The organism is Nocardia sp. NPDC057663 (assembly GCF_042799895.1).
Lineage (GTDB): Bacteria > Actinomycetota > Actinomycetes > Mycobacteriales > Mycobacteriaceae > Nocardia.
In genome coordinates, this window is record NZ_JBHVHX010000008.1 from 1 (window position 1) to 26,561 (window position 26,561).

Sequence of the window (26,561 nt, forward strand, 5' to 3'; positions counted from 1 at the left end):
GGGTCGGCACAGTGTGTGCCGACCGGCGCCCGGTCAGAAGCTCGGGGAGATCAGTCCCGCGCGATGGCGGACCAACCCGCGACCTCTTCGGGCGTGCGCGGGCCCGGACCGGTGTAGATGGCGGCGGGGCGCACGAGCTTGCCCAGCTGCTTCTGCTCCAGGATGTGCGCGCACCAGCCCGCGGTCCGGCCGCAGGTGAACATGGCGGGCATCATGTGCGCGGGGACCTCGGCGAAGTCCAGGATCACCGCGGCCCAGAACTCGACATTGGTCTCGATCGCCCGGTCCGGACGGCGCTCACGCAGCTCGGCCAGCGCGGCCTGCTCGAGCGCGGCGGCGACCTCGTAGCGCGGGGCGTCGAGGCGCTTGGCGGTGGCGCGCAGCACGCGGGCGCGCGGGTCCTCGGCCCGGTAGACCCGGTGCCCGAAGCCCATCAGCTTCTCCTTGCGGTCCAGGATGCCCTTGACCAGTGCCCGCGCGTCACCGGTCTGCTCGACCGCTTCGATCATCGGCAGCACGCGGGCCGGCGCGCCGCCGTGCAGCGGGCCGGACATGGCGCCGATCGCGCCGGACAGCGAGGCCGCCACATCGGCGCCGGTGGAGGCGATGACGCGGGCGGTGAAGGTGGAGGCGTTCATGCCGTGCTCGGCGGCCGATACCCAGTAGGCGTCGATCGCCTCGGTGTGGCGCGGGTCCGGGTCACCCTTCCAGCGGGTCATGAACCGCTCGGTGACGGTGGTGCACTCGTCGATCTTGCGCTGCGGAACGGCGGGCTGATAGATGCCGCGCGCGGACTGCGCGACGTAGGACAGTGCCATCACCGAGGCGCGGGCCAGGTTCTCGCGGGCGGTCTCGTCGTCGATGTCGAGCAGCGGCTCGTAGCCCCAGATCGGGGCGAGCATGGCCAGACCGGCCTGCACGTCGACACGCACGTCACCGGTGTGCACCGGCAGCGGGAAGGGCTCGGCGGGCGGGAGGCCGTGGCCGAACTGACCGTCGACCAGCAGGGCCCACACGTCACCGAAGGTGACCCGGTTGGCGACCAGGTCCTCGATGTCGACGCCGCGATATCGGAGTGCGCCACCGTCCTTGTCCGGCTCGGCGATGTCGGTGGTGAAGGCCACCACGCCTTCCAATCCGCTGACGAAATCCTGTGGTACCGAGCTGGCAGTCATGGTGACTCTCCTTGCAGGGGCATGCCGATATTTCTGAACCATAGCCCTGGGGATACCGGGTAGTAGCGTCGCCCCTGGCGTGACCTGGACCCTTCCGCGGCCCTCGCCCCGGCGTACCGTCTGTGCTCATGCGTGACCAGGAACCCGCGACCGCGGCCGACCTCGCCGCGATGCGCGTCGACTACGGCGACCCGCTGTCGATGCCCGAGGAAGCCGACCTCGACGAGACCTGGGTGGCGGGCGGCTGGGAACCGTTGCTGCGCCGCTGGATCGAGCAGGCGCGCGGTCTCGGCGTCGCCGAACCCAATGCGATGGTGCTGGCCACCGTCTCGCTGACGGGTCCGGCTCCGCGCCCGGTCGCCCGCACCGTCCTGTGCAAGGGACTCTCGCCCGACGGCGTCACCTTCTATACGAACTACGACTCGGCCAAGGGCAACCAGCTCGCCGCCGACCCGTACGCGGCGGCATCCTTCGTCTGGCCCGCGCTCGCCCGTCAGGTCCATGTGCGCGGGGTGACCGAGCGGGTATCCGCCGAGGTGACCGCGGCCTACTGGCAGGCCCGGCCGCGCGACGCGCGGCTCGGGGCCTGGGCCTCGCAGCAGTCGCGGCCCGCGGCCTCGCGCGCCGAGCTGGACCGGGCGCTGGCCGAGACCACGGCCCGCTTCGCCGACGTCGCCGACATCCCGGTGCCGCCGTTCTGGGGCGGCTACCTGCTGCGGCCCGACGAGGTGGAGTTCTGGCAGGGCAGGCGGGGCAGGCTGCACAACCGGATCGTCGTGCGGATCGACGGCGCAGGCACAACCGTCGAACGTTTGCAGCCCTAACGATTGGTGGGGTATCTCACCGCGCGCATCCATTCTCCGATCGCGCGGTGATGGTTAATCTGCGGCGAGTGAAGCTGCTCGCCGATACCGAACCCCTGCGTAATCCCGACTATCGCAGGCTCTGGACCACCAACATCGTCACCGTCATCGGTGCGCAGCTCTCGGTCGTCGCGGTTCCGCAGCAGATCTTCCAGATCACCGGTAGTTCCGGCTATGTCGGCCTGGCCGGCCTGTTCGGCCTGATTCCGCTGGTCGTGTTCGGGCTGTGGGGTGGCGCGCTGGCCGACGTCATGGACCGGCGCACGCTGCTGATCATCACCACGGCGGGCACCGGCGCGACCGCGGTGGCGTTCTGGGTGCAGGCCGCGCTCGGGATGACCAATGTGTGGCTGGTGCTCGGCCTGTTCGCCGCCCAGCAGGCGTTCTTCGCGGTCAACCAGCCCACCCGCAGCGCGGCCATCGCGCGGCTGCTGCCACCCGAGCAGATCGCCGCGGCCAGCTCGCTGAGCATGACCGTGCAGAACGTCGGCATGATCGCGGGCCCGGTGCTGGCGGGTCTGCTCATCCCGGTGCTCGGCTTGCCGACGCTGTATCTGATCGACGCGATCGCCCTGCTCGCGACGGTGTGGGCGGTGTGGAAACTGCCCGCGTTCCCGCCGACCGGTGATCAGCGCCGGGCCGGGCTGCGCGCCGTCGTCGACGGTTTCCGCTACCTCACCGGGCAGCGGATCCTGCTCGCCTCCTTCGTCGTCGACATCATCGCCATGGTGTTCGGCATGCCGCGCGCGCTGTTCCCGCAGATCGCGCACGAGACCTTCCACGATCCGGCCGAGGGCGGCGTCGCGCTGGGCCTGCTGTTCGCGGCGATCTCGGCGGGCGCGGTGCTCGGCGGTGTCTTCTCCGGCTGGGTGCCGCGCATCCGCAGGCAGGGCCTGGCGGTGATCGTGTGCATCGCGGTGTGGGGCGTGGCGATGGTGGGGTTCGGCGTCGCGGTCGGCCTGGCCGGGCACCTGTTCGGGCTCGGGGTGTGGCTGTGGATCGCGGTGGCGTTCCTGGCGCTGGGCGGCGCGGTCGACATGATCTCGGCGGCGCTGCGCACGGCGATGTTGCTCAACGTCTCCACCGACGAGATGCGCGGCAGGCTCCAGGGCGTGTTCATCGTGGTTGTCGCAGGTGGGCCGCGGATCGGTGATGTTGCCCACGGTTTCGCCGCAGCGAGCCTGGGTACCGCTGTAGCTGCCGCGGGTGGCGGTGTCCTGGTGGTGATCGGGGTGGCGCTGGCCGCGCTGGCCTTCCCCGCCTTCGTGCGTTACCGGGTGACCCAGGCGCATGCGGAATCGTTGGCCAAATGAGCTGTGCGAGAAGGGAATACAGGTTCATCGCGGGCCCGCGCCGGACGTGCCCTCCCGCGGCCGCCGCGGGCGGGTCGCGACGGGTTCGGCGCAGGTCGCCGGATACCCGCAGACCTCACCGTCGATCGGCCCCGGTGTGAGAACAGCGCAGGACAACCCTGATTGCTTGTCTGCTCCGAACAACAGCTAGCGTTAGCGCAAGTGCACCGCGTGCCGACCGCATCGGTGCCTACGGTTCTAGCCTGAGAGGGATCCTTCCGTGCCCGCTGAGAACATCACCAACGTCGCCGAAGACGCCAAGGCGGTACTGCAGTACCCCGGTGGCGAGTTCCCGATTTCGGTCACCAAGGCCGCAGAGGGCAACGACGGACTCGACTTGGGCAAGCTGCTGGCCAGCACCGGCTACGTCACCTATGACCCCGGTTTCATGAACACCGCGTCGACCAAGTCGGCCATCACCTACATCGACGGTGAAGCGGGCATCCTGCGTTACCGCGGCTACCCGATCGACCAGCTGGCGGGCCGCTCGACCTTCATCGAGGTCAGCTACCTGCTCATCTACGGCGAGCTGCCGACCCAGGCCCAGCTCGACGACTTCACCGATCGCATCCGCCGCCACACCCTGCTGCACGAGGACCTGAAGCGGTTCTTCGACGGCTTCCCGCGCAACGCGCACCCGATGCCGGTGCTGTCGTCCGCGGTGAACGCGCTGTCGGCGTACTACCAGGACTCGCTGGACCCGCGCGACCCCGAGCAGGTCGAGCTGTCCACCATCCGCCTGCTGGCCAAGCTGCCCACCATCGCGGCCTACTCGTACAAGAAGTCGGTCGGCCAGCCGTTCCTCTACCCGGACAACTCGCTGAGCCTGGTCGAGAACTTCCTGCGGATGACCTTCGGCTTCCCGGCCGAGCCCTACGAGGTCGACCCCGAGATCGCCGCCGCGCTCGACATGCTGCTGATCCTGCACGCCGACCACGAGCAGAACTGCTCCACCTCGACCGTGCGCCTCGTCGGCTCCTCCGACGCCAACCTGTTCACCTCGGTGTCCGGTGGCATCAACGCGCTGTGGGGCCCGCTGCACGGCGGCGCCAACCAGGCCGTGCTCGAGATGCTCGACGAGATCAAGGCCAACGGCGGCGACGTCAAGGAATTCATCCGCAAGGTCAAGAACAAGGAAGACGGCGTGAAGCTCATGGGCTTCGGGCACCGCGTCTACCGCAACTACGACCCGCGCGCCACCCTGGTCAAGCAGGCCGCCGACAAGATCCTGTCGAAGATCGGTGGCGACGACCAGCTGCTCGACATCGCCAAGCAGCTCGAAGAGGTCGCCCTCACCGACGACTACTTCGTCTCGCGTCGCCTGTACCCGAACGTCGACTTCTACACCGGCGTCATCTACCGGGCCATGGGCTTCCCGACCCGCATGTTCACCGTGCTGTTCGCCATGGGCCGCCTGCCCGGCTGGATCGCGCACTGGCGGGAGATGCACTCCGAGCCGCTCAAGATCGGCCGCCCGCGCCAGATCTACACCGGCTACGGTGAGCGTGACTACCGCGACATCGCTGGCCGTTAGCCCGAACTGAAACTATCGAAGGGGATAGCCGAATGACCAAGCCGGAGATCGAATTCCAGGCGGGCCCCGCGCCCACCACGCTCGTGAAGAAGGACCTCATCGAGGGCGAAGGCAAGGAAGCGGTGCCCGGTGGCACCGTCGAGGTGCACTACGTCGGCGTCGAGTTCGAGACCGGCGAGCAGTTCGACTCTTCGTGGGACCGTGGCGAATCCATCACCTTCCCGCTGCGCGGCCTGATCCAGGGCTGGCAGGATGGCATCCCCGGCATGAAGGTCGGCGGCCGCCGCCAGCTGACCATCCCGCCGGAGCTCGCCTACGGCCCCGCCGGCTCAGGCCATAACCTGTCCGGCAAGACCCTGGTCTTCGTGATCGACCTGCTCGACGCGAACTGACCTACCGAACAACACACTGTGGCCGGGTTCCGATCGGAACCCGGCCACAGTTGTCTTCGGCGGTCCTACTCCCGGACGACCTCGACCGGGTCGGTGAGGGCGAGGGCGAGGGCGGAGTTCTGGGCGGTGCCGCGGGCGGGGAGGGCGTCGATGGCCTTGCCGGTCTGGGTGTTCAGGTTGCCGACGATGTTCTGGAGGGCGTCGACGCCGGTGGTCATCTGTTCGATCGCGGAGGTGATCTGGGCGCCGCCCTGTTCGGCGAGAGCGGGCAGGCCCTTGGCGAGTTCGGCACCCTGGGCGAGCTGGTCGCGGGCGCTGTCGAGGCGGGTGACGACGGTGCGCAGCAGGGTGCCGAGGTCGGTGTTCGGGTCGACGGCGGCGCCGGTCAATTCGGCCAGGCCGGTCAGCTGGGTGCCCGCCTGACTCGAGATGCCGCGTAGCGCTTCGAGTTTGGTGATGATGTCGGCAAGCTGGGGATCATTCGCGAACGGCAGGGCGCGCAGCAGCGGCAGGATCTGGTCGAGGCCGGTACCGAGGGCGGTGGCGCTGCGTTCCACGCCGGCGATGGTGACGCCGGTCGCGCCGAGCGCGTCGGCGAGCTGGTTCGCCTGCTTCGACGCGCCGTCCACCGTCTGATTCAGCAGCTCGATGGCTGAGGTGAGCTCTCCCGCACCCTGTTTCGCGAAGTCGAGGAAGCCGAGCATCTCCTGCGCGCCGCCACTGAACTGGTCGGCGCCGTCGGCGGCCGCGTTCACGCCTGCGCTCAGCAGTTGCGCGGTGAACTGCACCGAGGTCATCTGATTGCGGGCCTGTGATACCGCGGCGAGCGCGGCGTCGACACCGGAGGCGCCGATCCGGTGGGTCACGGCGGCGACGGCGCCGTTCACCGTGCCCTCGTCCGCACCGTCGTGCGCGGTGACGATGACCTTGGCGCGCTTGGGTTCCGGCGAGGCCAGCGTGGCCATCGAGGAGGTGAGGTCCGCGGGCAGGGTGATCACCGCGGCGTAGTCGGCCGGGTCGATCTCACCCGGTTTCGCGACCGTCCACTCGTAGCCGCCCGCGTCCCGCACGGCCGCGGCGACACGGTCCCCGGTCGGCCCGGTATCGGCATTGACCAACGCGAATCCGGTCGGTGTGTCGCCGCCGCCCGCGCACGCGGCGATTCCACCACCCGCCAGCGCGACAGCAGCGACGAGACAGGCCACACGAGCACGTTTTCCGATCACGGCGCCGACGGTATCGGGCGAGTTCGCGCCCGGTTGTGGGAGATGTCTGAGAGTTCGGTGAGGAAGGCCGCGTGGATTAGCTGCCGGTGTGCCGTCAGGTGTTGCCGAGGCGGCTTTTCCCGGTCACCGGGACTGCGAAACCCGGTGCTGATATGTCTTGCGTCACAGTGGCTTCCATCGCCCCGATCTGTCCGGTACAAATCTCGAGTCAATCGACATCGAGAATTTTTTCGATTCGTCCGGGGGGTTCGGGGATTCGCCGGGGGCATCGGGAGGGAGACATCGAACATGTTCCACCGCAACATCACTCGCGTCGGCCGTCGGGCGCTCGTCGCGGCGCTGCCGCTGGCCGTGGCCACCTCGCTGGTCACCGCGGGCACCGCCGCCGCTGACGTCGACACCGAGCGCCAGGCGCAGATCGCCACCGGCCTGTCCAGTGCCGGTGCCGCTGACGGCGTCGACTTCCGCACCGCCGTCTCGCCGGACCTGCGCACCATCTCCGCGACCGTCGACAACGCCCGGTTCGTCGTCACCCCCGACGCCGTCACCGTGGTGTCCGCCGCGGGCGTCACCGTGGGCGAGGTCCCGCTGAAGCTCAACACCGTCGACGGCAACGCCATCGCGATCGCCTCGGTGGTCTCCGAGGACGGCAAGACCCTGTCGATGGCCCCGCAGCTGTCCGCCGACACCAGCACCGAGCTGAAGAACATCGCCACCGACCCGTCGAAGGCCAACCACGACCCGGCCCAGAACGGTGCGGCCGCCGGTGCCACGGTCGGCGCGCTGTCCGCGGCGATCCTCTGCATTCCCGCCCTGGCGGCGATTATCGTCGGCTACTTCTTCTGCCTGCTCTCCTCGGGAATCTCCATGGCGATCACCGGTGCGGTGATCGGCGCGGTCATCGGTCTGGTCATCCCGGAGGCGATCCCGCAGGTTCTGCCCTGATCCCTGCCGGGCTCCGGTAGGCAGCGCGTTCCGCCGGTCGATGGCTGAACGTTTGCCGCGCAAGTGAATTCGGCCCCGCATCCGTGTCACACGGGTGCGGGGCTTTTCGCTGTCTACGGTGTGCTGCGGACCGGCAGGTCGAGCACCAGGCGCGCGCCGCCGAGCGGGCTGTCCTCGAAATAGGCCTGCCCGCCGTGCAGCTGCGCCTGCTGGGCCACCAGCGCCAGGCCGAGCCCGGAGCCGCCCTTGGTGGCATTGGTGCCGCGGGCGAAGCGGGCGAAGACCGCGTCGCGCTCGGCGACGGGTACGCCGGTGCCGTTGTCGTCGACGGCGATGACGATGTGATCGCCGGGGGTGCGATGCGCCGAGACGACGGCGTGGGTGGCGCCGCCGTGTTTCACGGAGTTGGTCAGCGCGTTGTCGACGGCCAGGCGAAGGCCGGCGGGCAGCCCGCGGGTGACGAGCTCGGCGTCGGTGTCGATCCGCACCGACAGGCCCGGATTGTGGCGCATGGCGTCGTGGGCGGCCTGGTCGCACAGATCCGCGACATCGGTGGGGACGTGATCGGCTTCGGCGGTGAGATCGCCGCGGGCCAGGCGTTCCAGTGCGGTGAGGGTGGTCTCGACCCTGGTCTCGTTGCGGGCGAGGTCGTCGAGGATCTCGCGGCGCTGCTCGTCGGTGAGGTCGAGGGTGCGCAGGACCTCGAGGTCGGTGCGGATCGCGGTCAGCGGGGTGCGCAGCTCGTGGGCGGAGACAGCGGCGAAGTCGCGGGCGGTCTCCAGCGCGGCGGCCGTCTCGGCCTGCGCCTCGTCGACGCGGGCCAGCATCGTGTTGACCGCGTCGGCCAGCTTCACCGCCTCGTCGACACCGGAACCGTCGACCGGCTGGGCCGGGTTGTCCGGGTCACCGAAGGCGCTGCGCGCCGAGACCTGCTTGGTCAGCTTCACGATCGGGCCGACGGCGCGCCCGGCGAGCAGCCAGCCCAGCGCCGCTGCCGCCGTCACCGCGATCGCGGCGCCCGCGAGCACCCAGCGCTGCTGTTCGGCGGTGGCCTTGGCCGACTCGGTGGTCGGGATAGCAAGGGAGACAGTGCGTCCGGCGGGCTGGTTCTCTGTGGTGGTGAGCACCCGGTACGGCTGGTCGTTCACCTCGACGGTCTGCGAGCCCGGCGGCAGATCGGGCAGCTGGGTGGAGCTGGACGCGGTCACCTGGCCGTTGTCGCGCACGGTGAGCGCCATGGTGGTCTGCAAGCCGGTCAGGTTGACGAAGCCGGTCGCCAGCACCGGCTCGATCAGCACGATCCGCGAGGCGATCTCGAGCTGCTGGTCGGTCTGGGTCACATTGTTGCGTTCGATCGCTTGGAAACCCACGAATGCGGCGATTGTGACGATGATGACGGCACCCGCCGCGGCCGCGCCCGCGACTCTGGTTCGCAGCGAAAACGATTGTCTCCGACGGCTTTTCGGCGGGGCCTCGGTCATTTCGGTTCCCGGAGCACGAACCCGACACCGCGAATGGTGTGCAAAATCCTTGGTGTGTCATCTATTTCGAGTTTGCGTCGCAAGTATCCGACGAACACGTCGACGACATTCGTATCGGCTATGAAATCGTAACCCCACACCAATTCCAGCAGCCGTTCCCGCGTCAACACCACACCCGCATTCCTGGCCAGGGTCGACAACAATTCGAATTCCCGTTTGGTGAGCTCGATTTCCTTGCCGTGCAACAGCGCTCGGTATCCGGCCACGTCGATCTGCAGCGGGCCGACTGCGATCGCGCCGGGTGCGGCGGGCTCCGGCACGTCGGTGCGCCTGCGTAGCAGTGCGCGGATCCTGGCCACCAGTTCGGCCAGCTCGAACGGTTTCACCAGGTAGTCGTCGGCGCCGGACTCGAGGCCCGCGATCCTGTCGTCGACCGAGGCACGGGCGCTGAGCACGCAGATCGGCACCTCGTTGCCCATCGCGCGCAGCGCCGTCACCACGCCGGCGCCGTCGAGCACGGGCATGTTCATGTCGAGGACCACGGCGTCGGGCGCGCGCTCGGACACGGCCCGCAGCGCCGCGGCGCCGTCGCGGGCCACCAGCACCTGGAACCCGGACAGTCGCAGGCCGCGTTCGACCGAGGCGAGGACATCCTCGTCGTCGTCGACGACCAGGACAGTAGCGGCAGCACGATCGGTCACGGTGCAATCCTATGGGCGCCGACCGCCGCCGACCGCCGTGGTCAGGTCGTCGGTGCCACCGGGTCGCCGTCGAGATCGGGCGTCGGCGAGTCCTCCGCCGCCTGCGGTGCGCCGAGCGGGGGATTGGCGAGGATGCGGTCGGCCAGGGCGGTGAGCACGGCCGGGTCCTCGATGGTGGCCGGGGTCTCGACGTGTTCGCCCGCGGTGAGCTGGCGGATCGTCTTGCGCAGGATCTTGCCCGAGCGGGTCTTGGGCAGGCCGGAGACGATGATCGCGCTGTGCAGGGTGGCGATGGCGCCGATCTGCTCGCGCACCCGCTCGGCCAGCTCGGTCCGCAGCTGCTCGGGATCGACCTCGACGCCCTGCTTGAGCACCACATACGCGAGCGGCAGATGGCCCTTGAGCTCGTCGGGGACGCCGATCACGGCGCATTCGGCGATGGCGTCGTGGCCCGCGATCGCGGCCTCGATGCTGCCCGCCGACAGGCGATGCCCGGCCATGTTGATCACGTCGTCGCTGCGGCCGAGGACGTAGAGGTAGCCGTCCTCGTCGAAGTAGCCGGAGTCACCGGTCAGGTAGTGGCCGGGGAAGGCCGACAGGTACGAGCGGATGAACCGCTCGCGATCGCGCCACAGGCCGGTCAGCGCGCCGGGCGGCAGCGGCAGCCCGATGACGATGTTGCCCTCGACGCCGGTCGCCACCGGGTTGCCGTTCGCGTCGAGGACCCGCAGCCGGTAACCGGGCACCGGCACGCAGGACGAACCGGGCTTGACCGGCAGTTCCTGCAGGCCGAGCAGGTCGGCGCAGATCGGCCAGCCGGTCTCGGTCTGCCACCAGTGGTCGACGACCGGGGTATCGGGGTGCCCGGCCAGCAGCGTGTCGGTCGCCCACTCGAAGGTGGCCGGATCGAGGCGCTCGCCCGCGCAGAACAGCGCGCGCAGCCGGGACAGGTCGTGGCGGTGGGCCGCGGTCGCCTCGGGGTCGGCGCGGCGGATCGCGCGCAACGCCGTCGGCGCGGTGAACAGCACCCGCACATCGTGCTCGTCGATGATCTTCCAGAACGCGCCCGCGTCGGGGGTGCCGACCGGTTTGCCCTCGTAGAGCACGGTCGTCGCGCCGACAAGCAGCGGCGCGTAGACGATGTAGGAGTGGCCGACGACCCAGCCCACATCGGAGGCCGCCCAGAACACCTGACCTGGGCCGACGTCGTAGATGTTGCGCATCGACCAGGCCAGCGCGACCGCGTGCCCGCCGTTGTCGCGCACCACGCCCTTGGGCTTCCCGGTGGTCCCCGAGGTGTAGAGGATGTAGAGCGGATCGGTCGCGGCGACCGAGACCGGCTCGGCCGGCGTCACGTCGGCGACGGTGGCGTCCCAGTCGACCCAGCGGGCGGCGACGGTCTGCTCCGAGGACGGCAGCACATCGGTGGCGGGCTGCGCGGCCGGGAACTCGATGGTCGGGAACTGCGGGCGCTGCTTGACGATCACCGTGCGCACCGACGCCGTCTGCGCCAGGTCCAGCGCCTGCAGCACGATCGGCGGGTACTCGATGCGGCGGTTGGGTTCCATCCCACCCGAGGCGGTGACCACCAGGACCGGTTCGGCGTCGTCGATGCGGGCGGCCAGCTCGGGCGCGGCGAACCCGCCGAACACCACCGAGTGCACGGCGCCGATGCGGGCGCAGGCCAGCATCGCGATCACGGCCTCGGGGATCATCGGCAGGTAGATCACGACCCGATCACCGGCGACGACACCGAGATCGCGCATGGCGCCGGCGAATCGCGCGACCTCGTCGAGCAGTTCGGCGTAGGTGAAGACGGTGGTGGTGTCCGTCATAGCGGAGACATATATGAGGGCGGCCTGATCGGCGTGCCCACCTTCGGCGACGGTGCCCGCCCGCACGTGCCGGTCCAGCGCGTTGACGCAGGTGTTGAGCCGGGCGTCGGGGAACCAGCGGGCCGCGCGCTTGTCGGCGGCGTCGACGATCTGCTGCGGCGGCGTATCCCACTCGATGGCCTGAGCTGCGGCGGACCAGAAGTCGGCTGGGTCGACCAGGCTGGTCTGATAGACCGGCCGGTACTCGTGTTCGGTGTCCAACCCCGTGACTCCCTAGCCTCGCTTCGATGCCCGCTCGATAGATCCTGATGATTGTGGCAGACTTCACGCGACACCCGAGGGGGTGCCGCGACCTTTGGTTTTGCCTGGAACGGGCAGGTCATCGCGCGGACCTCTACCGGGAGTCAGCCAAGAAGTTATTGATCCGTTAGAATCTGTTGTCACTTATTCGGGCAGTCGTAGACGCAATTTCTCGGCCAGCCGCAGTTCTCGGCCAGTCACTCTGGGTGAGCCACCATCGTGCCTGTGGAGGCTCGCTGATGGCACAAGGTACGAGGCCAGTTTGGAAAGTGAGTGGGAGATGCGTGACGCCGCTAGGTCCGGCAGCAAGCGCTGGGCGCTCGGCAACTGGGACCTGCGTTGGAAGGTTACGGCCGTGCTGGCCGTGCCGCTCGCGGTCGCGGTCGGGCTCGGCGTGTCGAGAATTACCTCGGAGTTCTCGGAAGCCAACCGGTTGTCGAGCATCAATGAGCAGGTCGACTCGATTCCGTCGGTCACCTCGCTGAGTGCTACTTCGGCGCGGGTGTCGGGTAGTCAGCTGGTCCCCGCGGGGCCGGGGGTCACCCTGGTCACCGACAAGGACCTCGCCGACCTCGACGCCGCGATCGCCACCGCCGAGTCGACGCTCGGCAGGCTGGCCGATATCCCGCGGGCGCACGAGGCGCTGCAGCGGATGATCTCGCAGGCCAAGAACGTGCGTGGGCAGGGCAAGGCGCTCACCTCGTCGGCCGAGCCCGCGCTGGCCTCGGTCGAGCAGATGCGTAAAGACAGCGTCGACATCGTCGAGACCACCATCGCGCAGGTGAGCGACCCGGTCATGGACCAGGCCAAGCTGCGCCTGGTCGACTCGCTCAACACCCGTTCGATCCTCGTCGACCAGCTCGCCGGCCTCTCCGAGATGCTGCGCGGTCTGCCGCAGGGTTCGCAGGACTTCATCACCGGCGTCGCCACCGAGCGTCACCTGCTCGACGTGCTCGCCAACCGCTTCCCCGACGGCGATCGGGTGATCGCCGACCTCAAGGCGCAGGCCGACGTCCGGCAGAACATGGTCAGCAGTCCCGAGGTGGCGGCGGGCAAGCTCCCCGTCGGCGACATGCGTACCTCGCTCGTCACCAGCCTCCTCGGCTACGAGGGTGTCGTCGACTCGGCGACCAAGGCCATCGAGTCCGCGATGGACGAGCTGTCCTCCACCGCGGCGACCGGCGCCTGGTCCTACACCGGCGTCGTCATCGCGACGATCCTGGCCGCGCTGCTGCTCGCCGTGTTCGTCGCCCGCTCGATGATCGTGCCGCTGCACCGCCTGCGCCTGGCCGCGCTGCGCGTCGCCGAGTCCGATCTGCCGCACGAGGTCGCCCAGCTCCGTAACGGCGCCGCGCCCGAGGACGTGCCGCTCGAGCCGATGCCGGTGCGCTCCGACGAGGAAATCGGTCAGCTCGCCCGCGCCGTCGACGACATCCACGGCCAGGCGCTGCGCCTGGCGAGTGATCAGGCGCAGATGCGTTCGCAGGTCAACGACATGTTCGAGACCCTGGCCCGGCGCTCCAAGTCGCTCGTCGACCATCAGCTCACGCTCATCGAGGCGATGGAGTACGACGAGAAGGACCCGCGCCTGCTCGAGAACCTCTTCCGCCTCGACCACCTCGCGGCGCGCATGCGCCGTAACGGTGACAACCTGCTGATCCTTGCCGGCACCAAGCAGCGCCGGACCAAGTCGGCCCCGGTCGAGATCGCCGACGTGCTGCGTGCCGCGATCTCCGAGGTCGAGGACTACGAGCGGGTCAAGCTCGGCGCGACCCCGCGTGGCTCGCTGGTCGAACCGGCCGCCTCCGATATGGCGCACCTGTTCGCCGAGCTGCTCGACAACGCGCTGCGCGCCTCCCCGCCGGAGACCGACGTCAAGTTCACCTTCGCCCAGGCCCACGATCAGGGCATGCTGATCGAGGTCGCCGACCGCGGTATCGGTATGCCGCCCCAGGAGATGTCGGAGATCAACCGCAGGCTCGAGCAGACCGCCGAGCCCGGCCCCGACACCGCCCGCCACATGGGTCTGTTCGTGGTCGGCAGGCTCGCCGAGCGGCACGGGCTGACCGTGCGGCTGCGTCCGACCTTCGACACCGCGCGCGATCCGGGCGTCACCGTCACCGTGCACGTGCCGGTCGGCCTGATCGTCTCGGGTGCCGGTGGCCCCGTGATACCGCAGCAGGCACCGCAGCAGCAGGCGCCGCAGCAGGTGCGCCCGAACCCGCAGAACCAGCCGAGCACGATGCAGACCCGCGCGATCACCCGTACCCCGGGTGGCAACGTGATGGTCACCGTCGACCCGGGCAGCGGTCCGCTCGCGGCCGGTGCCGGTGGGCTGCCGCAGCGTCAGCCGGGCACTTCGATGGCCCAGGGCGTGCAGCAGGACGCCGCCGAGCAGTCGTCGCCGACCCTGCGTCCGGCCGCGCCCGGTCAGGGCAACGCGCCGCAGCGCGGCAAGCTCGCCGCGGCCAGCCTGCCCAAGCGCAATGTCACGCCGGGTGGACCCGGTGGGCCGCAGCGTCCGCAGGGCGCGCCGCCCGCGCCGGGTCAGCCGGGCGATCCCAAGCCCGCCGGTGCCGCGCAGTCGTTGGCCGGTGGCCTGCCGCAGCGGTCGCCGGGTGCGAACGGCGCTCCGTCGCGCGATCAGGCCCAGCCGCCGCGTGACGCCGCGCCGCCGAAGCGCGACACCACCGCCGGTGGTCTGCCGCAGCGGTCGCCGGGTGCCAACGGCGCGCCGCAGCGTGATCCGTCGGCCGGTGGTCTGCCGCAGCGTCCGGCCGGCGGCCTGCCCCAGCGGGACCAGACCGGTGGCCTACCCCAGCGCGATCCGTCCAGTGGTCTCCCGCAGCGTGAGCCGACCGGTGGTCTGCCGCAGCGTGATCCGTCGACCGGATTGCCCCAGCGCGACCCCGCGGGCAACGGTGCGCCGCAGCGTGATTCCGGTCCCGTGACGCGGGATCCGGCGTCCGGGCTGCCACAGCGCTCCCCGTCCAACGGGCTGCCGCAGCGTGATCCGGCGCCGCGTCTGCCGCACCGCGACCAGACCGGTGGTCTGCCGCAGCGTGATCAGTCGAACGGCCTGCCCCAGCGTGAGCAGACCGGTGGCCTACCCCAGCGCGATCCGTCCAGTGGTCTGCCGCAGCGTGAGCCGACCGGTGGTCTGCCGCAACGCGATCAGTCGAACGGTCTGCCGCAGCGTGAGCCGACCGGTGGTCTGCCGCAACGCGATCCGGCCAACGGCCTGCCGCAGCGTGGTGCCCAGCCGAACGGTCTGCCGCAGCGTGATCCGGCCGCCGGCCAGCAGCAGCGTCCGGCCAACGGCCTGCCGCAGCGTGGTGCCCCTGCGCCGCAGCGGGATTCCGGCGAAAACGGCTTGCCGCAGCGTGCTCCCGCGGCCGGTCTGCCGCAGCGGGAAGCGCCGAACGGGCTGCCGCAGCGTCCGGCTGCGCCGAATGCGCTGCCCCAGCGCGATCCCGGCGCTACTGTGGTACCGCAGGCGAACGCCGGGCCGGGAGTGGCGCTGCCGCAACGGGATCGGGATCCTGCGGGACCGGAGAACGCTGCGTCGGCAGGGCGCGATCCGGGTCGGCACAGTTACCGGTCGAACCCGGTCAAGGCTGCGTCGTTCTTCCAGACCAGGTTGCAGCCGGCACCGGAAGGCGATTCCGTCATGGGCGGAACGCCGATCTTCGCGGAGATGATGTCGGCGTGGCTCACGGACGAGAATTCCGACCGGTCCCAGATGGCCGCCGCCTTCGAATCTCCGGGTGACGAAGGATGGCAGGCCGCGCGCCGGGCCAGCGAGGCTCAGCCCGAGGTTCGTACCGCTGCGGGCTTGCCTCAGCGCAGCCCGGGCGGCAGGCTCGTGCCTGGTGGTGTGACCGGCAAGGCCGACAGCACCCCGCAACGTGATCCCGAAACGATCAGGTCCAGCTTGAGTCGTCACCAGCAGGGCGTCCGGGATGGCCGCGCAATGAAGGCAATGAACCTAACCGGAGATAAAGGAGACCGATGAACCCCGATCTAGGTGGTACGAACCGTCAGCTGGATTGGCTGGTTTCGAACTTCGCCAACGAGGTTCCTGGCGTAGCCCATGCCGTCCTGGTCTCGGCTGACGGCCTGCTGATGGCCGCGAGTGCACAGCTTCCGGTCGATCGCGCGGAGCAGTTGTCCGCCGTGACCGCCGGACTGGCAAGCCTTTCCGTCGGCGTGTCGAATCTGTTCGAAGGCGGTACGGTACTGCAGTCCGTCGTCGAGATGGAGCACGGTTACCTACTGCTCATGGCAGTGGGCGACGGCTCGTATCTCGCCGTCCTGACCAACACCTCGTGTGACATCGGTCAGGTGGGCTACGAAATGGCTCTATTGGTCGAGCGTGTGGGCCAGACCGTCCAGGCCACGCCACGCGTCACGATGGGTTCCTGATGGTGGGATGGACATAGACGATCACCGCATGGGGAGCGCCGAGCCCAGCCTCGTCCGCCCGTACTCCTTGACTGCCGGCCGCACCAGGCCGGCGGTCGAGTTGGCGTTGGAGGCGCTCGTTGCATCGCATCCGGTCGCCATGGAGCGGCAGTTCGAACTGAACAACCTCGAAACGTCCATCGTGGAGTTGTGCAGGCAATCGCCGTCCGTTGCCGAGATAGCTGCCCAATTGGGTATCCCGATCGGTGTAGCGCGGGTACTTGTGGCCGATCTCATCGAGGCCGGTCATGTCCGGGTCTCGGCGACTTTGAAAGACGATTCCAGCGACGATGAACGTCGCGAGCTGATCGAAAGGGTTCTCAGTGGACTCCGGCGTATTTGATTCGACGGCGCAGGTCGACACCCGCACGAGCAAGCCGACTTCGGCGAAGATCGTTGTCGCCGGTGGCTTCGGTGTCGGTAAGACCACGTTGGTCGGTGCAGTGTCGGAGATCGTTCCGCTGCGCACCGAGGCATTGGTGACCAACGCCAGTACCGGAATCGACAACCTGACCGGCATTCCGATGAAGTCGACCACCACGGTGGCGATGGACTTCGGCCGGATCAGCCTCGCCGACGACCTGGTCCTGTACCTGTTCGGCACGCCCGGCCAGTACCGGTTCTGGTTCATGTGGGACGACCTGATCAAGGGCGCCATCGGCGCCGTAGTGCTGGTCGACACCCGCAGGCTGGAAGACAGCTTCGCCGCGGTCGACTACTTCGAAGCTCGCGGTCTGCCGTTCCTGGTGGCGCTCAACGAGTTCGACGACGCACCGAAGTACCCCCTCGAGGACATCCGCCAGGCCCTCGCGGTCCCCGCCGACGTGCCGATCATGTCGATCGACGCCCGCCGCCGTGAACCCGCCAAGCAGGCCCTGGTCTCCTTGACCGAGTACGCCCTGCGCAAGGTCATGCAGGGCTACTGAGCCGGAGACGGGGCTGCCGCGATGAAGGCAGCAGCCCCGCATTCGTTCCCACTCAGTACCACTCCGCCCTGATCCGTTCGGCGAGCGCGCAGAGCGGATCGATCAGGTGCTCGGCGGCACTCGGTGGCTGCCGGTACCCGAAGCCCTCGAGGAAGCGTGCCGCGTGCGCGGTACCCAGCCGACTGTCGATGGTGAGCAGTGCGTGCACCGCCGGTGTCCGGCTGTGCCGATGCACTCCGGGAATATCCCCGTTCAGGTACTCGACCAGGACGTCGGCATCCGTGGCTGTTCCGAAGCAGGTGAACGCGAAGCAGTATCCATAACCCGCATGGACGACTTCGTCGGCGATCAACAGCTCGGCCAGCTCATCCCGGAATCGGGTGCGGCCGTCGAGCGCGATGAGCCATGCCGCGGTAAGCCGTGGCCGCCAATCCAATTCCAGGAGCTTGCGCAGATCCGCGTCGGTGATCTCGCGGGCATCCCGGGCGAGGCCTGCCTCGAGTCGGTCGCGGTCGGGCCTGTCGCGCAACGGATTCAGGCCAAGCAGCTTCATGTAGCGGCCCGGACGATCGAAATCGCTGACGACCCATCGCTGAACCAGCGCCCGGTCCTCCTGGGTCGTCGGATTGCGGAAGCCCACAGCGACATTCTGCCTGAACGACGGTGATGTCGGTGGGGTCGTTTTCTGCCCGTCGACTCGGGTCGGGGTCTGGGCGGGTGCGTGCGGCCCGGCTCATCCGGTGTTCCGCTGCGATGTCGTGACCCTCGGCGCGGTCGGCGGCCCGCTAGGCTCTGCGCGTGCACATGTCGGCGGATGACCTGATCGCGCAGCTGCTCGATCCCGATTCGTTCCAGAGCTGGGACCGCCCACCGATCGAACCCGGGGTAACCCCGCGGTATCGCCAGGAGCTCGTCGCCGCGGCGCGCCGTGCGGGCACCGACGAGTCGGTGCTGACGGGGGAGGGGCTGCTGCGCGGCCGCCGGGTCGCCGTGATCGCCTGTGAATTCGCGTTTCTGGCCGGGTCGATCGGGGTCGCGGCGGCCGAGCGGATCGTGTCGGCGGTGGAGCGGGCCACCGAACTCGGGCTACCGCTCATCGCGTCACCGACCTCCGGCGGCACCAGAATGCAGGAGGGCACAGTCGCTTTCGTGCAGATGGTGAAGATCGCCGGCGCGGTCGCGGTGCACAAGGCGGCGGGGCACCCCTATCTGGTGTACCTGCGTAATCCCACCATGGGCGGGGTGTTCGCGTCGTGGGGTTCGCTGGGCCACATCACCTTCGCCGAGCCCGGCGCACTCATCGGCTTCCTCGGCCCGCGCGTCTATGAGGCCCTGTACGGCAAGCCTTTTCCGACCGGCGTGCAGACGGCGGAGAACCTGTACCGCAACGGTGTGATCGACGGCGTGGTGACTGTCGAGGTGTTCCGCCGGATCGCGCACCGGGCCTTGAGTGTCGCGAGCGGTGTCGTCCTTCCGGTCTCGGCGGAGCCGGGTTGGGCTGCGCCCGTTCGCAAGCTGGCAGCGGCCACGAATCCCGCCGCGACCGCCTGGGATTCGGTACTCAGCACCCGCCGCCCCGGCCGCCCCGGCATTCGCGACCTGCTGCGCCATGTGACACAACGGGTTCCGCTCAGCGGCACCGGCCAGGGCGAATCCGACCGCACCGTGGTGCTCGCCCTCGCCCGTTTCGGCGGCCAGCCCTGCGTGATCTTCGGCCACGACCGGTCGGGCCAGGAAGGCGAGCACACCATGGGCCCGGCCGCGCTGCGGGAGGCGCGGCGCGCGATGGCGCTGGCCCGCGAGCTGCGCCTGCCGCTGGTCCTGGTGATCGACACCGTCGGCGCCGCACTGTCCAAGGAAGCCGAGGAACGCGGACTGGCCCCCGAGATCGCCCGCTGCCTGGCCGACCTGGTCACCCTGGTCACCCCGACCGTCTCGATCCTGCTCGGTCAGGGCACCGGTGGCGGCGCGCTCGCACTGCTGCCCGCCGACCGCGTACTCGCCGCCGAACACGGCTGGCTGGCTCCACTGCCGCCGGAGGGGGCGAGCGCGATCGTCTTCCGCGACACCGCGCATGCGGCGGAACTTGCTGCCGCGCAAGGGATCAGAGCGGTCGATCTGCAGGCGGACGGCGTGGTGGACCGGATCGTCGACGAGCACCCCGACGCCGCCGACGAACCGGTCGCGTTCGCCCGAAGGATGGTCCTCGCGGTCACCGAGGAGCTGGCAGCCCTGCGCGTACAGCCGACGGCGGACCTGCGGGCGCTGCGCCAGGCGCGGTACCGCCGGATCGGGGCAGTCTCCTGACCTGCGCCCCGGTTTCCACCCGAACCCGCGGCTGGGGAAACACGCAGCGGAGCGTCGTTGACGCTACGGCGAACCACTTCTACCGTCGAACGGGTGACCTTCCGTAGCGCTAGCAGCCGCGTGCCCACCATCGTGCTCAACGACGGGAACGTCATTCCGCAGCTCGGCTTCGGTGTCTTCCAGGTGCCGGAGGACGACGTCACGTCGGTGGTGGCCGAGGCGCTGAATGTCGGCTATCGCAGCATCGACACGGCCGCGGCCTACGGAAACGAGGAAGGCGTAGGCCGCGCGATCCGTGCCTCGGGGATCCCCCGCGACGAGATCTACGTGACCACCAAGTTGTGGAACGCCGAGCAGGGCTTCGACAGCACGCTGCGTGCCTTCGACGCGAGCATGCGGCGGCTGGGCCTGGACTATCTCGACCTGTACCTGATCCACTGGCCGGTACCGTCGGCCGGCCGCTACGTCGACACCTTCCGCGCCTTCCAGGCGCTCAAGTCGCAGGGCCGGATCGGCTCGATCGGCGTCTCCAACTTCCGGGCGATCGACCTGGAGACCCTGATCGCCGAGGCGGGCGAGACCCCGGCGGTGAACCAGATCGAACTGCATCCCACCCTGGCCCAGCGCGAACTGCGCCAGTACGACGACAACCATGCGATCGCCACCGAGGCGTGGAGTCCGCTCGGTCAGGGCACGCTGCTGGAGAACCCGACCATCGTCACCCTCGCCAAGGAACTCGACCGCACGCCCGCGCAGGTCATCATCCGGTGGCATCTGCAGCTGGGCAATATCGTCATCCCCAAGTCGGTCACGCCGTCGCGGATCGCGGAGAATTTCGACGTGTTCTCCTTCGAGCTGGACGCGCAGGCGATGGCGGCGATCGACGACCTCGACACGAGCACCAGGGTCGGCGGCGACCCGGCCACCTTCAGCCTCGGTCTGGACTGATCCCCAGGTAGCCGGTCAATTCGGCGGCCGCTGCCCGGCCCGCCCGGTTCGCGCCGATGGTGCTGGCCGATGGTCCGTAGCCGATCAGATGGATGCGTGGGTCGACCGCCACCTGGGTGGCCAGCCGGCCGGTCATGGTGATCCCACCGCCCGGTCCGCGCAGCCGCAACGGCGCGAGATGGTCCAGTGCGCTGCGGAAGCCGGTGGCCCACAGGATGACATCGGCGTCCTGGAACCGCCCGTCCGCCCAGCGCACGCCCGTCGGCTCGATCCGCTCGAACATCGGCTGCCGGTCCAGCGCGCCCCGGTCACGGGCGGCGAGCAGACGATCGTCCAGCGGGAGGCCGGTCACCGAGACCACCGATCCGGGCGGCAGACCGCGGCGCACCCGGTCCTCGACGATGGCAACCGCAGCGCGGCCGTCGTCCGCGCGGAAGGGCAGCGACCGGAACACCGGCTCGCTCCTGGTGACCCATGTGGTGGACGTCACCTGCGAGATCTCGTCGAGCAATTGCACCGCCGAGATCCCGCCGCCGACGATGACCACATGTTTGCCGGCGAACTCCGCGGCCGTGCGGTAGTCGCGGGTGTGCAGCTGGCGTCCCGCGAAGGTGCCCGCGCCGGGATACACCGGGATGAACGGGTGCTCCCAGGTGCCGGTGCCGTTGATCAACCCGCGCGTGCGCAGGGTGCCCGCGCCCTCGGTCTCGACCTGCAGCACCTCGCCACGACCGGCGCAGGTCTGTCCGTCGGCGGTCCGATCGCAGACGACCTGCACCGTCACCTGCCGGTGGACCCGCAGGTCGAAGCGCTTTTCGTAGAGTTCGTAATAGTGCGGCACCGCGGTGGCCGCCGGTGCGGATTCCGAGCCGGGCGGCAGTGTCTCGGCGAACGACATCCCGGGCAGATCGTGCACCCGGTTCACGGTGGTCAGCGTCAGCGAGGGCCAGCGGAACTGCCAGGCGCCGCCGGGGCCGGGCGCGTGGTCGACGATGAGGAAGTCGCGTTCGGGGACCAAACCGCGGCGGCGCAGGTGGTAACCGGCCGACAGCCCGGCCTGGCCCGCACCGATCACCAGGATGTCGAAGTCGGTCGCCACAGCCGCCGATGGTATCGCCTTACCGGGCGTCGACGGTGGCCTGTGGCAGAGTTATGGCACCAAAGGTGTCCGGTACTTCTGGGGAGGATGAATGCTCGGCGTGACCCGCGATGGTGACGTGATCACCATCGAAATGCAGCGCGAACAACGGCGCAACGCGCTCAACGAGGACCTGGTCGGGCAGTTGCGTGCCGCGATGCTCGACGCGGTGGACCAGGGCGCGCGGGTCATCGTGCTCACCGGCCGCGGCCCGATCTTCAGCGCGGGCGCGGACCTGTCCGGCGTGTACTCCGAGTCGTTCCTGTCGGGCCTGCTCGACATGCTGCACACGATCGAAGCCCTGCCGGTCCCGGTGATCTCGGCGATCAACGGCGGCGCGCTCGGCGCCGGCGTGCAACTGGCGCTGGCCTCGGACCTGCGGGTGCTCGAGCCCGACGCCTACATCGCGATCCCGGCCGCCAAACTCGGCATCTCGGTCGACCGCTGGACGGTGTCGCGGCTGGTCTCGCTGATCGGCGGCGGCCCGGCCCGCACCATCCTGCTCGCGGCCGACCCGGTCACGGCCACCGATGCCTACGGCTTCGGCTTCGCCAACAAGCTCGGCACCCTCGCCGACGCGCAGGACTGGGCGAAGTCGATCGCCGCGCTGGCCCCGCTCTCGCTGCGGGCGATGAAGCTGATGCTCAACGACGACGGCACCCGCGACCCGGCCAGCGCCCAGCAGCTTGCCGCACTGGAAGCGGCGTGGACCAGCGACGACGCAAAGGAGGGCCGCATGGCTCGGCAGGAGAAGCGCGCAGCGAAGTTCGTGGGCCGCTGATGGGGCTCGCACGTGTTGCGGGGTCGGTGGCGAGCACGCTCGGGCTCGCCTGGGTGGCGCGTGCGGTGTGGGGACTGCCCACCGCGATGGGCGCCGGACCGACGGCCATCGAGCCGACCGCGCTCGGCAAGTCGTCGTTCCGGGACGGCCGCTTCCACAACACCGAGCCGAGCAGCATGCTCGCTGCGGGCGCCGCGCCGTCGCTGTTCTGGTCGGGACTCACCAAGGGCCGGGTCGGCAGGCCGTCGCGCCCGGTGCCGCTGGTGACCCCCGTGGTGCCGGAGGAGGCCGCGCCGCTGGCGGTGACCTGGTACGGGCACGCGAGCGCGCTCGTCGAACTCGACGGCTACCGCGTGCTGGCCGACCCGGTGTGGAGCGAGCGCGTCTCGCCGTCCCCGCTGGTGGGTCCGGCCCGGCTGCATCCGGTGCCCGGCGAACTGTCCTCGCTGCCCGCCGTCGACGCGGTGATCATCTCCCACGATCACTACGACCACCTCGACAAGGCCACCATCGACGAACTGGTCCGCGCGCAGCTCGCGCCGTTCGTCGTGCCGACCGGCATCGGCGCGCACCTGCGGCACTGGGGTGTGCCCGAGTACCGGATCATCGAACTCGACTGGGGCGGCTCGGTGTCGCTCGGCCACGACGCCGAGGACCGCGGGCTCACCATCACCTGCGCCGAGGCCAGGCATTTCTCCGGCCGCGGCCTGGTCCGCAACACCACACTGTGGGCATCCTGGGCACTGTCCGGACCCACCAAGCGGGTGTATTTCGGCGGCGACACCGGCTACACGAAGGCCTTCTCGCAGGCGGGCGCCGTCCTCGGCCCCTTCGATCTGACGCTGCTGCCGATCGGTGCCTACGACGAGCGCTGGACCGACGTGCACATGAATCCCGAGGAAGCGGTGCGCGCCCACGCCGACCTGTGCCTGGGCGACGCGGGCTACGGCCTGCTGGTGCCGATCCACTGGGCCACCTTCAATCTCGCCTTCCACGGATGGTCGGAGCCGGTGCACCGGCTGGTGTCCGCCGCGGCCGAAGCGGGTACCCGCACCGTAGTGCCCAAGCCGGGCGAGCGGGTGGTTCCGAATGACCTCCCACCACGGGTTTCGTGGTGGGAGGATGTGGAGTGAACCCTTTCGGCTTCGCGTAGCGACGGGCGATCGCGCCAAACGGGAAAGGAACATCGGTAGATGAGTCTCGTGGATACCTTGAAGGGCTTGCTCGGTAAGGGCAAGGAGGCGGTCGAGCAGAACGCCGACAAGATCAACGAAGCGGTCGACAAGGCCGGGACGTTCATCGATGAGAAGACCGGCGGCAAGTACAGCGACAAGATCGAGAAGGGCAAGGACGCGGCCAAGAAGGTCGTTCCGCCGCAGCCCGGCACCGGTCAGGGCCCTGCGTCCGGCACCACCACCCCGCCGAATACCGCACCCGGCGCCACTCCCGGCACCACCCCGCCGAAGACCGACCCCGGCACTACTCCTCCCGGCACCACTGCCGGCGGCGCCGTGCCGACCGATCCGGGGCCGCAGGCCTGATTCGGTGCGCGGGGGCCGGGTCACGTCGGTCCCCGCCGCTGAACCGCGTCGATGGTCCGCCGGGAGTTCCGGGGTCCGCCGGGTGAGCCCGGCATCGAGGTTGAGCTCAGCAACCTCGACAAGGTGCTGTACCCGGCGACCGGGACGACCAAAGGCGAAGTGATCGCCTACTATTCGGCGATCGCCGAGGCGATTCTGCCGCACGTCGCGGGGCGGCCGGTCACCAGGAAACGGTGGCCCAATGGGATGGATCACCCCGACTTCTTCGAGAAGAACCTGCCCGAGCACGCGCCCGCGTGGATCCAGCGCCGCGCGATCGAGCATTCCAGCCGCAAGGTGGTCTACCCGCTGATCGATTCCGAGGCGGGCATGGCCTGGCTCGGCCAGCAGGCGGCGCTGGAAGTCCATGTGCCGCAATGGCGATTCGACGGCGATCAGCGCGGCCCGGCGACCAGGATCGTCTTCGATCTCGATCCGGGCCCCGGCGCGGGGCTGGCCGAATGCGCGCGGGTCGCGCTGGCCGTGCGCGACATGGTCGCCGGCATCGGCATGCAGGCCTTCCCGGTGACCAGCGGCAGCAAGGGAATTCACGTCTACGTGCCGCTGGACCGGACGGTGAGCTCGCGCGGCGCGTCCACCGTCGCCAAACAGGTGGCCGCCAATCTCGAACAGCTGCACCCGGATCTGGTGACTGCGACGATGGCGAAGTCGGCCCGCGCGGGCAAGGTGTTCCTGGACTGGAGCCAGAACAACGCGGCCAAGACCACCATCGCCCCGTACTCGCTGCGCGGTCGCACCGAGCCCAATGCCGCCGCGCCGCGCAGCTGGGCCGAGATCGAGGACGCGAAATCATTGCGCCAGTTACGTTTCGACGAGGTCCTCGCCCGCCGGCAGGCCGACGGCGACCTGCTGGCCGAACTGGACCCGCCGCTGCCGGTCGGTCCCGACGCGCTGACCAAGTACCGCAGCATGCGCGACCCCGCGCGCACCCCCGAACCGGTGCCTGCCACCGCACCCGAACCCGGCCCCGGTGACCGCTTCGTCGTCCAGGAACACCACGCCCGCCGATTGCACTGGGACGTGCGGCTAGAACGCGACGGTGTGCTCGCGTCCTGGGCGGTGCCCAAGGGGCCGCCCACCGAGCCGAGAAACAATCGCCTCGCCGTGCGCACCGAGGACCATCCGCTCGAATACCTGCACTTCCACGGCTCCATCCCGAAGGGCGAGTACGGCGCGGGCGAGACGACGATCTGGGACTCGGGCACCTACGTCACCGAGAAATGGCGCGACGACGAGGTGATCGTGGAACTCGACGGCGAGCGCCTGCACGGCCGCTACGCGTTCATCCAGACCAACGGCGACCAGTGGCTGATGCACTACATGCGCGACCAGAACCGGCGAGAACCGGTGGTGGACAGCGGCTCCCACGATCTCCCGCGTGGTCTCGCGCCGATGCTCGCCACCGCCGGTGCGGTGGATGCACTGGCAGCGGGGGAGTGGGCCTTCGAAACCAAGTGGGACGGCTTCCGGGTGATCGTCGAGATCGACGACGGCACCGTCACCGTCCGCAGCCGGGCGGGCAACACCGTGACCACCCGGTACCCGCGGCTGGCCGCGCTCGGCACCGAACTGGCCGGGCACCGGGTGGTGCTCGACGGCGAAGCGGTGGTGCTCGACGCGAACGGGCTCTCGGATATCTCTGCGCTGCAAGCCGATTCGGCACGGGCGGTGTTCGTGGCCTTCGACGTGCTCTACCTCGACGGCACGTCCCTGCTGCGCAAGAAGTACAGCGACCGGCGGTCGGTCCTGGAGGCGCTCGGCAGGCTCGCGCCGTCGATGAATGTCGCTGAGCTGCTGGACGGTTCGGGCGCCGAGGCCATGCGGGCCAGCAGCGAGCAGGGGCAGGAGGGGGTCGTCGCCAAGCGGGTCGACTCGGTGTATCAGCCGGGCAAGCGCGGCCAGACCTGGCTCAAGCAGCGCAACTGGCGGTCGCGGGAAGTCGTGGTCGGCGGCTGGCGGCGCAGCGACAAGCGGGAGTTCAAGTCGCTGCTGCTCGGGATACCGCACGAGAACGGGCTCGTCTACGTCGGGCGCGTCGGCACCGGGTTCGACACCGAGCAGGCGCGGCGCATCGCGGCCGAGCTGCACCGTCTGCACCGAGCGAGTTCGCCGTTCGTCAACGAGATGACCGCCGACGAGTGCCGCGACGCCGAGTGGGTCACCCCGCAACTCACCGGGACCGTGCGCTTCCAGGCGTGGACCGACACCGGGCGGCTGTGGCATCCCGTGTGGGGCGGTGTGACGCGTTCCCGCGATTGATGCTCTCCCGCGAAAGCTGTGGTGTTGCTAGGGTGATCGCGTTGTGGAGCGCTGGCGCGCTCGAGACTGGAGTTCGGAATCAGCGAGGAGTGCACGGTGGATTTCAAGAACCTGGCGGGTAAGGCGATGGACCTGGCTGCCCAGCATGCGGACAAGGTCGACGGTGTCATCGAGAAGGCCGGTGACGTGGTCGACGAGAAGACCGGTGGCAAGTTCGCAGGCCAGGTCGACTCCGCCCAGGAAGCAGCCAAGAAGGCCATCCGCGATCAGGCTTGAGTTGCCCCGGCGGGCCGGTCGGCACCGGCCCGCCGGATCAGCGCGCTGAGAGTTTGC

The 26,561-nt window shown here is 69.5% G+C and carries 23 protein-coding genes; 16 read left to right on the forward strand and 7 right to left on the reverse strand.

Features of this window, described 5'->3' with window-relative positions; translation table 11 throughout:
- Positions 1–50: 50 nt before the first annotated feature.
- Positions 51–1,175, reverse strand: a complete 1,125-nt coding sequence (locus ACFVAV_RS18950) for a citrate synthase 2 (protein ID WP_379036258.1) — start codon at positions 1,173–1,175, stop codon at positions 51–53.
- Positions 1,176–1,303: 128 nt separating this feature from the next.
- Here ACFVAV_RS18950 and pdxH point away from each other — a divergent pair, with 128 nt between their 5' ends.
- From pdxH to ACFVAV_RS18970, 4 genes are all read left to right on the forward strand, one after another.
- Positions 1,304–1,999, forward strand: coding sequence for a pyridoxamine 5'-phosphate oxidase (gene pdxH, locus ACFVAV_RS18955; protein ID WP_379036259.1), 696 nt, complete (start codon positions 1,304–1,306; stop codon positions 1,997–1,999).
- A 50-nt stretch (positions 2,000–2,049) separates the two neighbouring features.
- Complete coding sequence (locus tag ACFVAV_RS18960; RefSeq protein WP_379036494.1) at positions 2,050–3,351, forward strand: MFS transporter; 1,302 nt, start codon at positions 2,050–2,052, stop codon at positions 3,349–3,351.
- A gap of 259 nt (positions 3,352–3,610) precedes the next feature.
- Positions 3,611–4,924: a citrate synthase gene (locus ACFVAV_RS18965; RefSeq protein ID WP_379036260.1), complete on the forward strand. Its 1,314-nt coding sequence runs from the start codon at positions 3,611–3,613 to the stop codon at positions 4,922–4,924.
- 32 nt (positions 4,925–4,956) lie between these two features.
- Positions 4,957–5,316: an FKBP-type peptidyl-prolyl cis-trans isomerase gene (locus ACFVAV_RS18970; protein WP_379036262.1), complete on the forward strand. Its 360-nt coding sequence runs from the start codon at positions 4,957–4,959 to the stop codon at positions 5,314–5,316.
- Positions 5,317–5,381: 65 nt separating this feature from the next.
- Here the strand turns inward: ACFVAV_RS18970 and ACFVAV_RS18975 are convergent, their stop codons facing one another.
- Positions 5,382–6,542 (reverse strand): hypothetical protein, encoded by a 1,161-nt coding sequence (locus ACFVAV_RS18975; RefSeq protein ID WP_379036263.1) that lies wholly within the window; start codon positions 6,540–6,542, stop codon positions 5,382–5,384.
- A 288-nt stretch (positions 6,543–6,830) separates the two neighbouring features.
- Here ACFVAV_RS18975 and ACFVAV_RS18980 point away from each other — a divergent pair, with 288 nt between their 5' ends.
- Positions 6,831–7,487, forward strand: a complete 657-nt coding sequence (locus ACFVAV_RS18980) for a hypothetical protein (RefSeq protein WP_379036264.1) — start codon at positions 6,831–6,833, stop codon at positions 7,485–7,487.
- A gap of 113 nt (positions 7,488–7,600) precedes the next feature.
- Here ACFVAV_RS18980 and ACFVAV_RS18985 read toward each other — a convergent pair whose 3' ends face one another.
- From ACFVAV_RS18985 to ACFVAV_RS18995, 3 genes are read right to left on the reverse strand one after another with little or no spacing between them, the layout of a single operon-like run.
- A complete protein-coding gene (locus ACFVAV_RS18985) occupies positions 7,601–8,968 on the reverse strand; it encodes a sensor histidine kinase (RefSeq protein ID WP_379036265.1) in 1,368 nt (455 codons plus the stop codon).
- Positions 8,965–9,669, reverse strand: a complete 705-nt coding sequence (locus tag ACFVAV_RS18990; protein ID WP_379036266.1) for a response regulator transcription factor — start codon at positions 9,667–9,669, stop codon at positions 8,965–8,967. The genes ACFVAV_RS18985 and ACFVAV_RS18990 overlap by 4 nt, the downstream gene beginning before the upstream one ends.
- 41 nt (positions 9,670–9,710) lie before the next feature.
- Positions 9,711–11,765 carry an AMP-binding protein gene (locus tag ACFVAV_RS18995; RefSeq protein WP_379036267.1) on the reverse strand — a complete coding sequence of 685 codons (2,055 nt, stop codon included), beginning with the start codon at positions 11,763–11,765 and terminating at the stop codon, positions 9,711–9,713.
- A 319-nt stretch (positions 11,766–12,084) separates the two neighbouring features.
- Here ACFVAV_RS18995 and ACFVAV_RS19000 point away from each other — a divergent pair, with 319 nt between their 5' ends.
- Genes ACFVAV_RS19000 through ACFVAV_RS19015 form a run of 4 tightly spaced genes read left to right on the forward strand, consistent with a single transcriptional unit; the run spans position 12,085 to position 17,194 of the window.
- Positions 12,085–15,819 carry an ATP-binding protein gene (locus tag ACFVAV_RS19000; RefSeq protein WP_379036268.1) on the forward strand — a complete coding sequence of 1,245 codons (3,735 nt, stop codon included), beginning with the start codon at positions 12,085–12,087 and terminating at the stop codon, positions 15,817–15,819.
- A complete protein-coding gene (locus tag ACFVAV_RS19005; protein WP_011207200.1) occupies positions 15,816–16,229 on the forward strand; it encodes a roadblock/LC7 domain-containing protein in 414 nt (137 codons plus the stop codon). Before ACFVAV_RS19000 ends, ACFVAV_RS19005 begins: the two co-directional genes overlap by 4 nt.
- Positions 16,230–16,236: 7 nt before the next feature.
- Positions 16,237–16,611, forward strand: coding sequence for a DUF742 domain-containing protein (locus ACFVAV_RS19010; RefSeq protein ID WP_019044950.1), 375 nt, complete (start codon positions 16,237–16,239; stop codon positions 16,609–16,611).
- Positions 16,592–17,194, forward strand: a complete 603-nt coding sequence (locus tag ACFVAV_RS19015; protein WP_378852141.1) for an ATP/GTP-binding protein — start codon at positions 16,592–16,594, stop codon at positions 17,192–17,194. Before ACFVAV_RS19010 ends, ACFVAV_RS19015 begins: the two co-directional genes overlap by 20 nt.
- 52 nt (positions 17,195–17,246) lie before the next feature.
- Here the strand turns inward: ACFVAV_RS19015 and ACFVAV_RS19020 are convergent, their stop codons facing one another.
- Positions 17,247–17,834, reverse strand: a complete 588-nt coding sequence (locus tag ACFVAV_RS19020; protein WP_379036269.1) for a DUF6000 family protein — start codon at positions 17,832–17,834, stop codon at positions 17,247–17,249.
- A gap of 164 nt (positions 17,835–17,998) precedes the next feature.
- Here ACFVAV_RS19020 and ACFVAV_RS19025 point away from each other — a divergent pair, with 164 nt between their 5' ends.
- On the forward strand, positions 17,999–19,501 hold the full coding sequence (locus ACFVAV_RS19025; RefSeq protein WP_379036495.1) for a carboxyl transferase domain-containing protein: 1,503 nt from the start codon (positions 17,999–18,001) through the stop codon (positions 19,499–19,501).
- A 93-nt stretch (positions 19,502–19,594) separates the two neighbouring features.
- Complete coding sequence (locus ACFVAV_RS19030) at positions 19,595–20,449, forward strand: aldo/keto reductase (protein ID WP_379036270.1); 855 nt, start codon at positions 19,595–19,597, stop codon at positions 20,447–20,449.
- Here ACFVAV_RS19030 and ACFVAV_RS19035 read toward each other — a convergent pair.
- A complete protein-coding gene (locus ACFVAV_RS19035; RefSeq protein WP_379036271.1) occupies positions 20,430–21,548 on the reverse strand; it encodes an NAD(P)-binding domain-containing protein in 1,119 nt (372 codons plus the stop codon). The two genes, ACFVAV_RS19030 and ACFVAV_RS19035, sit on opposite strands and share 20 nt — an antisense overlap.
- Positions 21,549–21,639: 91 nt before the next feature.
- Here ACFVAV_RS19035 and ACFVAV_RS19040 point away from each other — a divergent pair, with 91 nt between their 5' ends.
- The 5 genes from ACFVAV_RS19040 to ACFVAV_RS19060 all read left to right on the forward strand — a co-directional run bounded on the left by ACFVAV_RS19040 (position 21,640) and on the right by ACFVAV_RS19060 (position 26,504).
- A complete protein-coding gene (locus ACFVAV_RS19040) occupies positions 21,640–22,368 on the forward strand; it encodes an enoyl-CoA hydratase (protein WP_379036272.1) in 729 nt (242 codons plus the stop codon).
- Positions 22,368–23,501 carry an MBL fold metallo-hydrolase gene (locus ACFVAV_RS19045; RefSeq protein ID WP_379036273.1) on the forward strand — a complete coding sequence of 378 codons (1,134 nt, stop codon included), beginning with the start codon at positions 22,368–22,370 and terminating at the stop codon, positions 23,499–23,501. The genes ACFVAV_RS19040 and ACFVAV_RS19045 overlap by 1 nt, the downstream gene beginning before the upstream one ends.
- A 60-nt stretch (positions 23,502–23,561) precedes the next feature.
- Complete coding sequence (locus tag ACFVAV_RS19050; protein WP_379036274.1) at positions 23,562–23,909, forward strand: Rv0909 family putative TA system antitoxin; 348 nt, start codon at positions 23,562–23,564, stop codon at positions 23,907–23,909.
- Positions 23,910–23,960: 51 nt separating this feature from the next.
- Entirely contained in the window at positions 23,961–26,228 is a 2,268-nt protein-coding gene (locus ACFVAV_RS19055) for an ATP-dependent DNA ligase (RefSeq protein WP_379036275.1), read from the forward strand.
- 96 nt (positions 26,229–26,324) lie between these two features.
- Positions 26,325–26,504, forward strand: coding sequence for an antitoxin (locus ACFVAV_RS19060; RefSeq protein WP_379036276.1), 180 nt, complete (start codon positions 26,325–26,327; stop codon positions 26,502–26,504).
- Positions 26,505–26,561 lie beyond the last annotated feature (57 nt).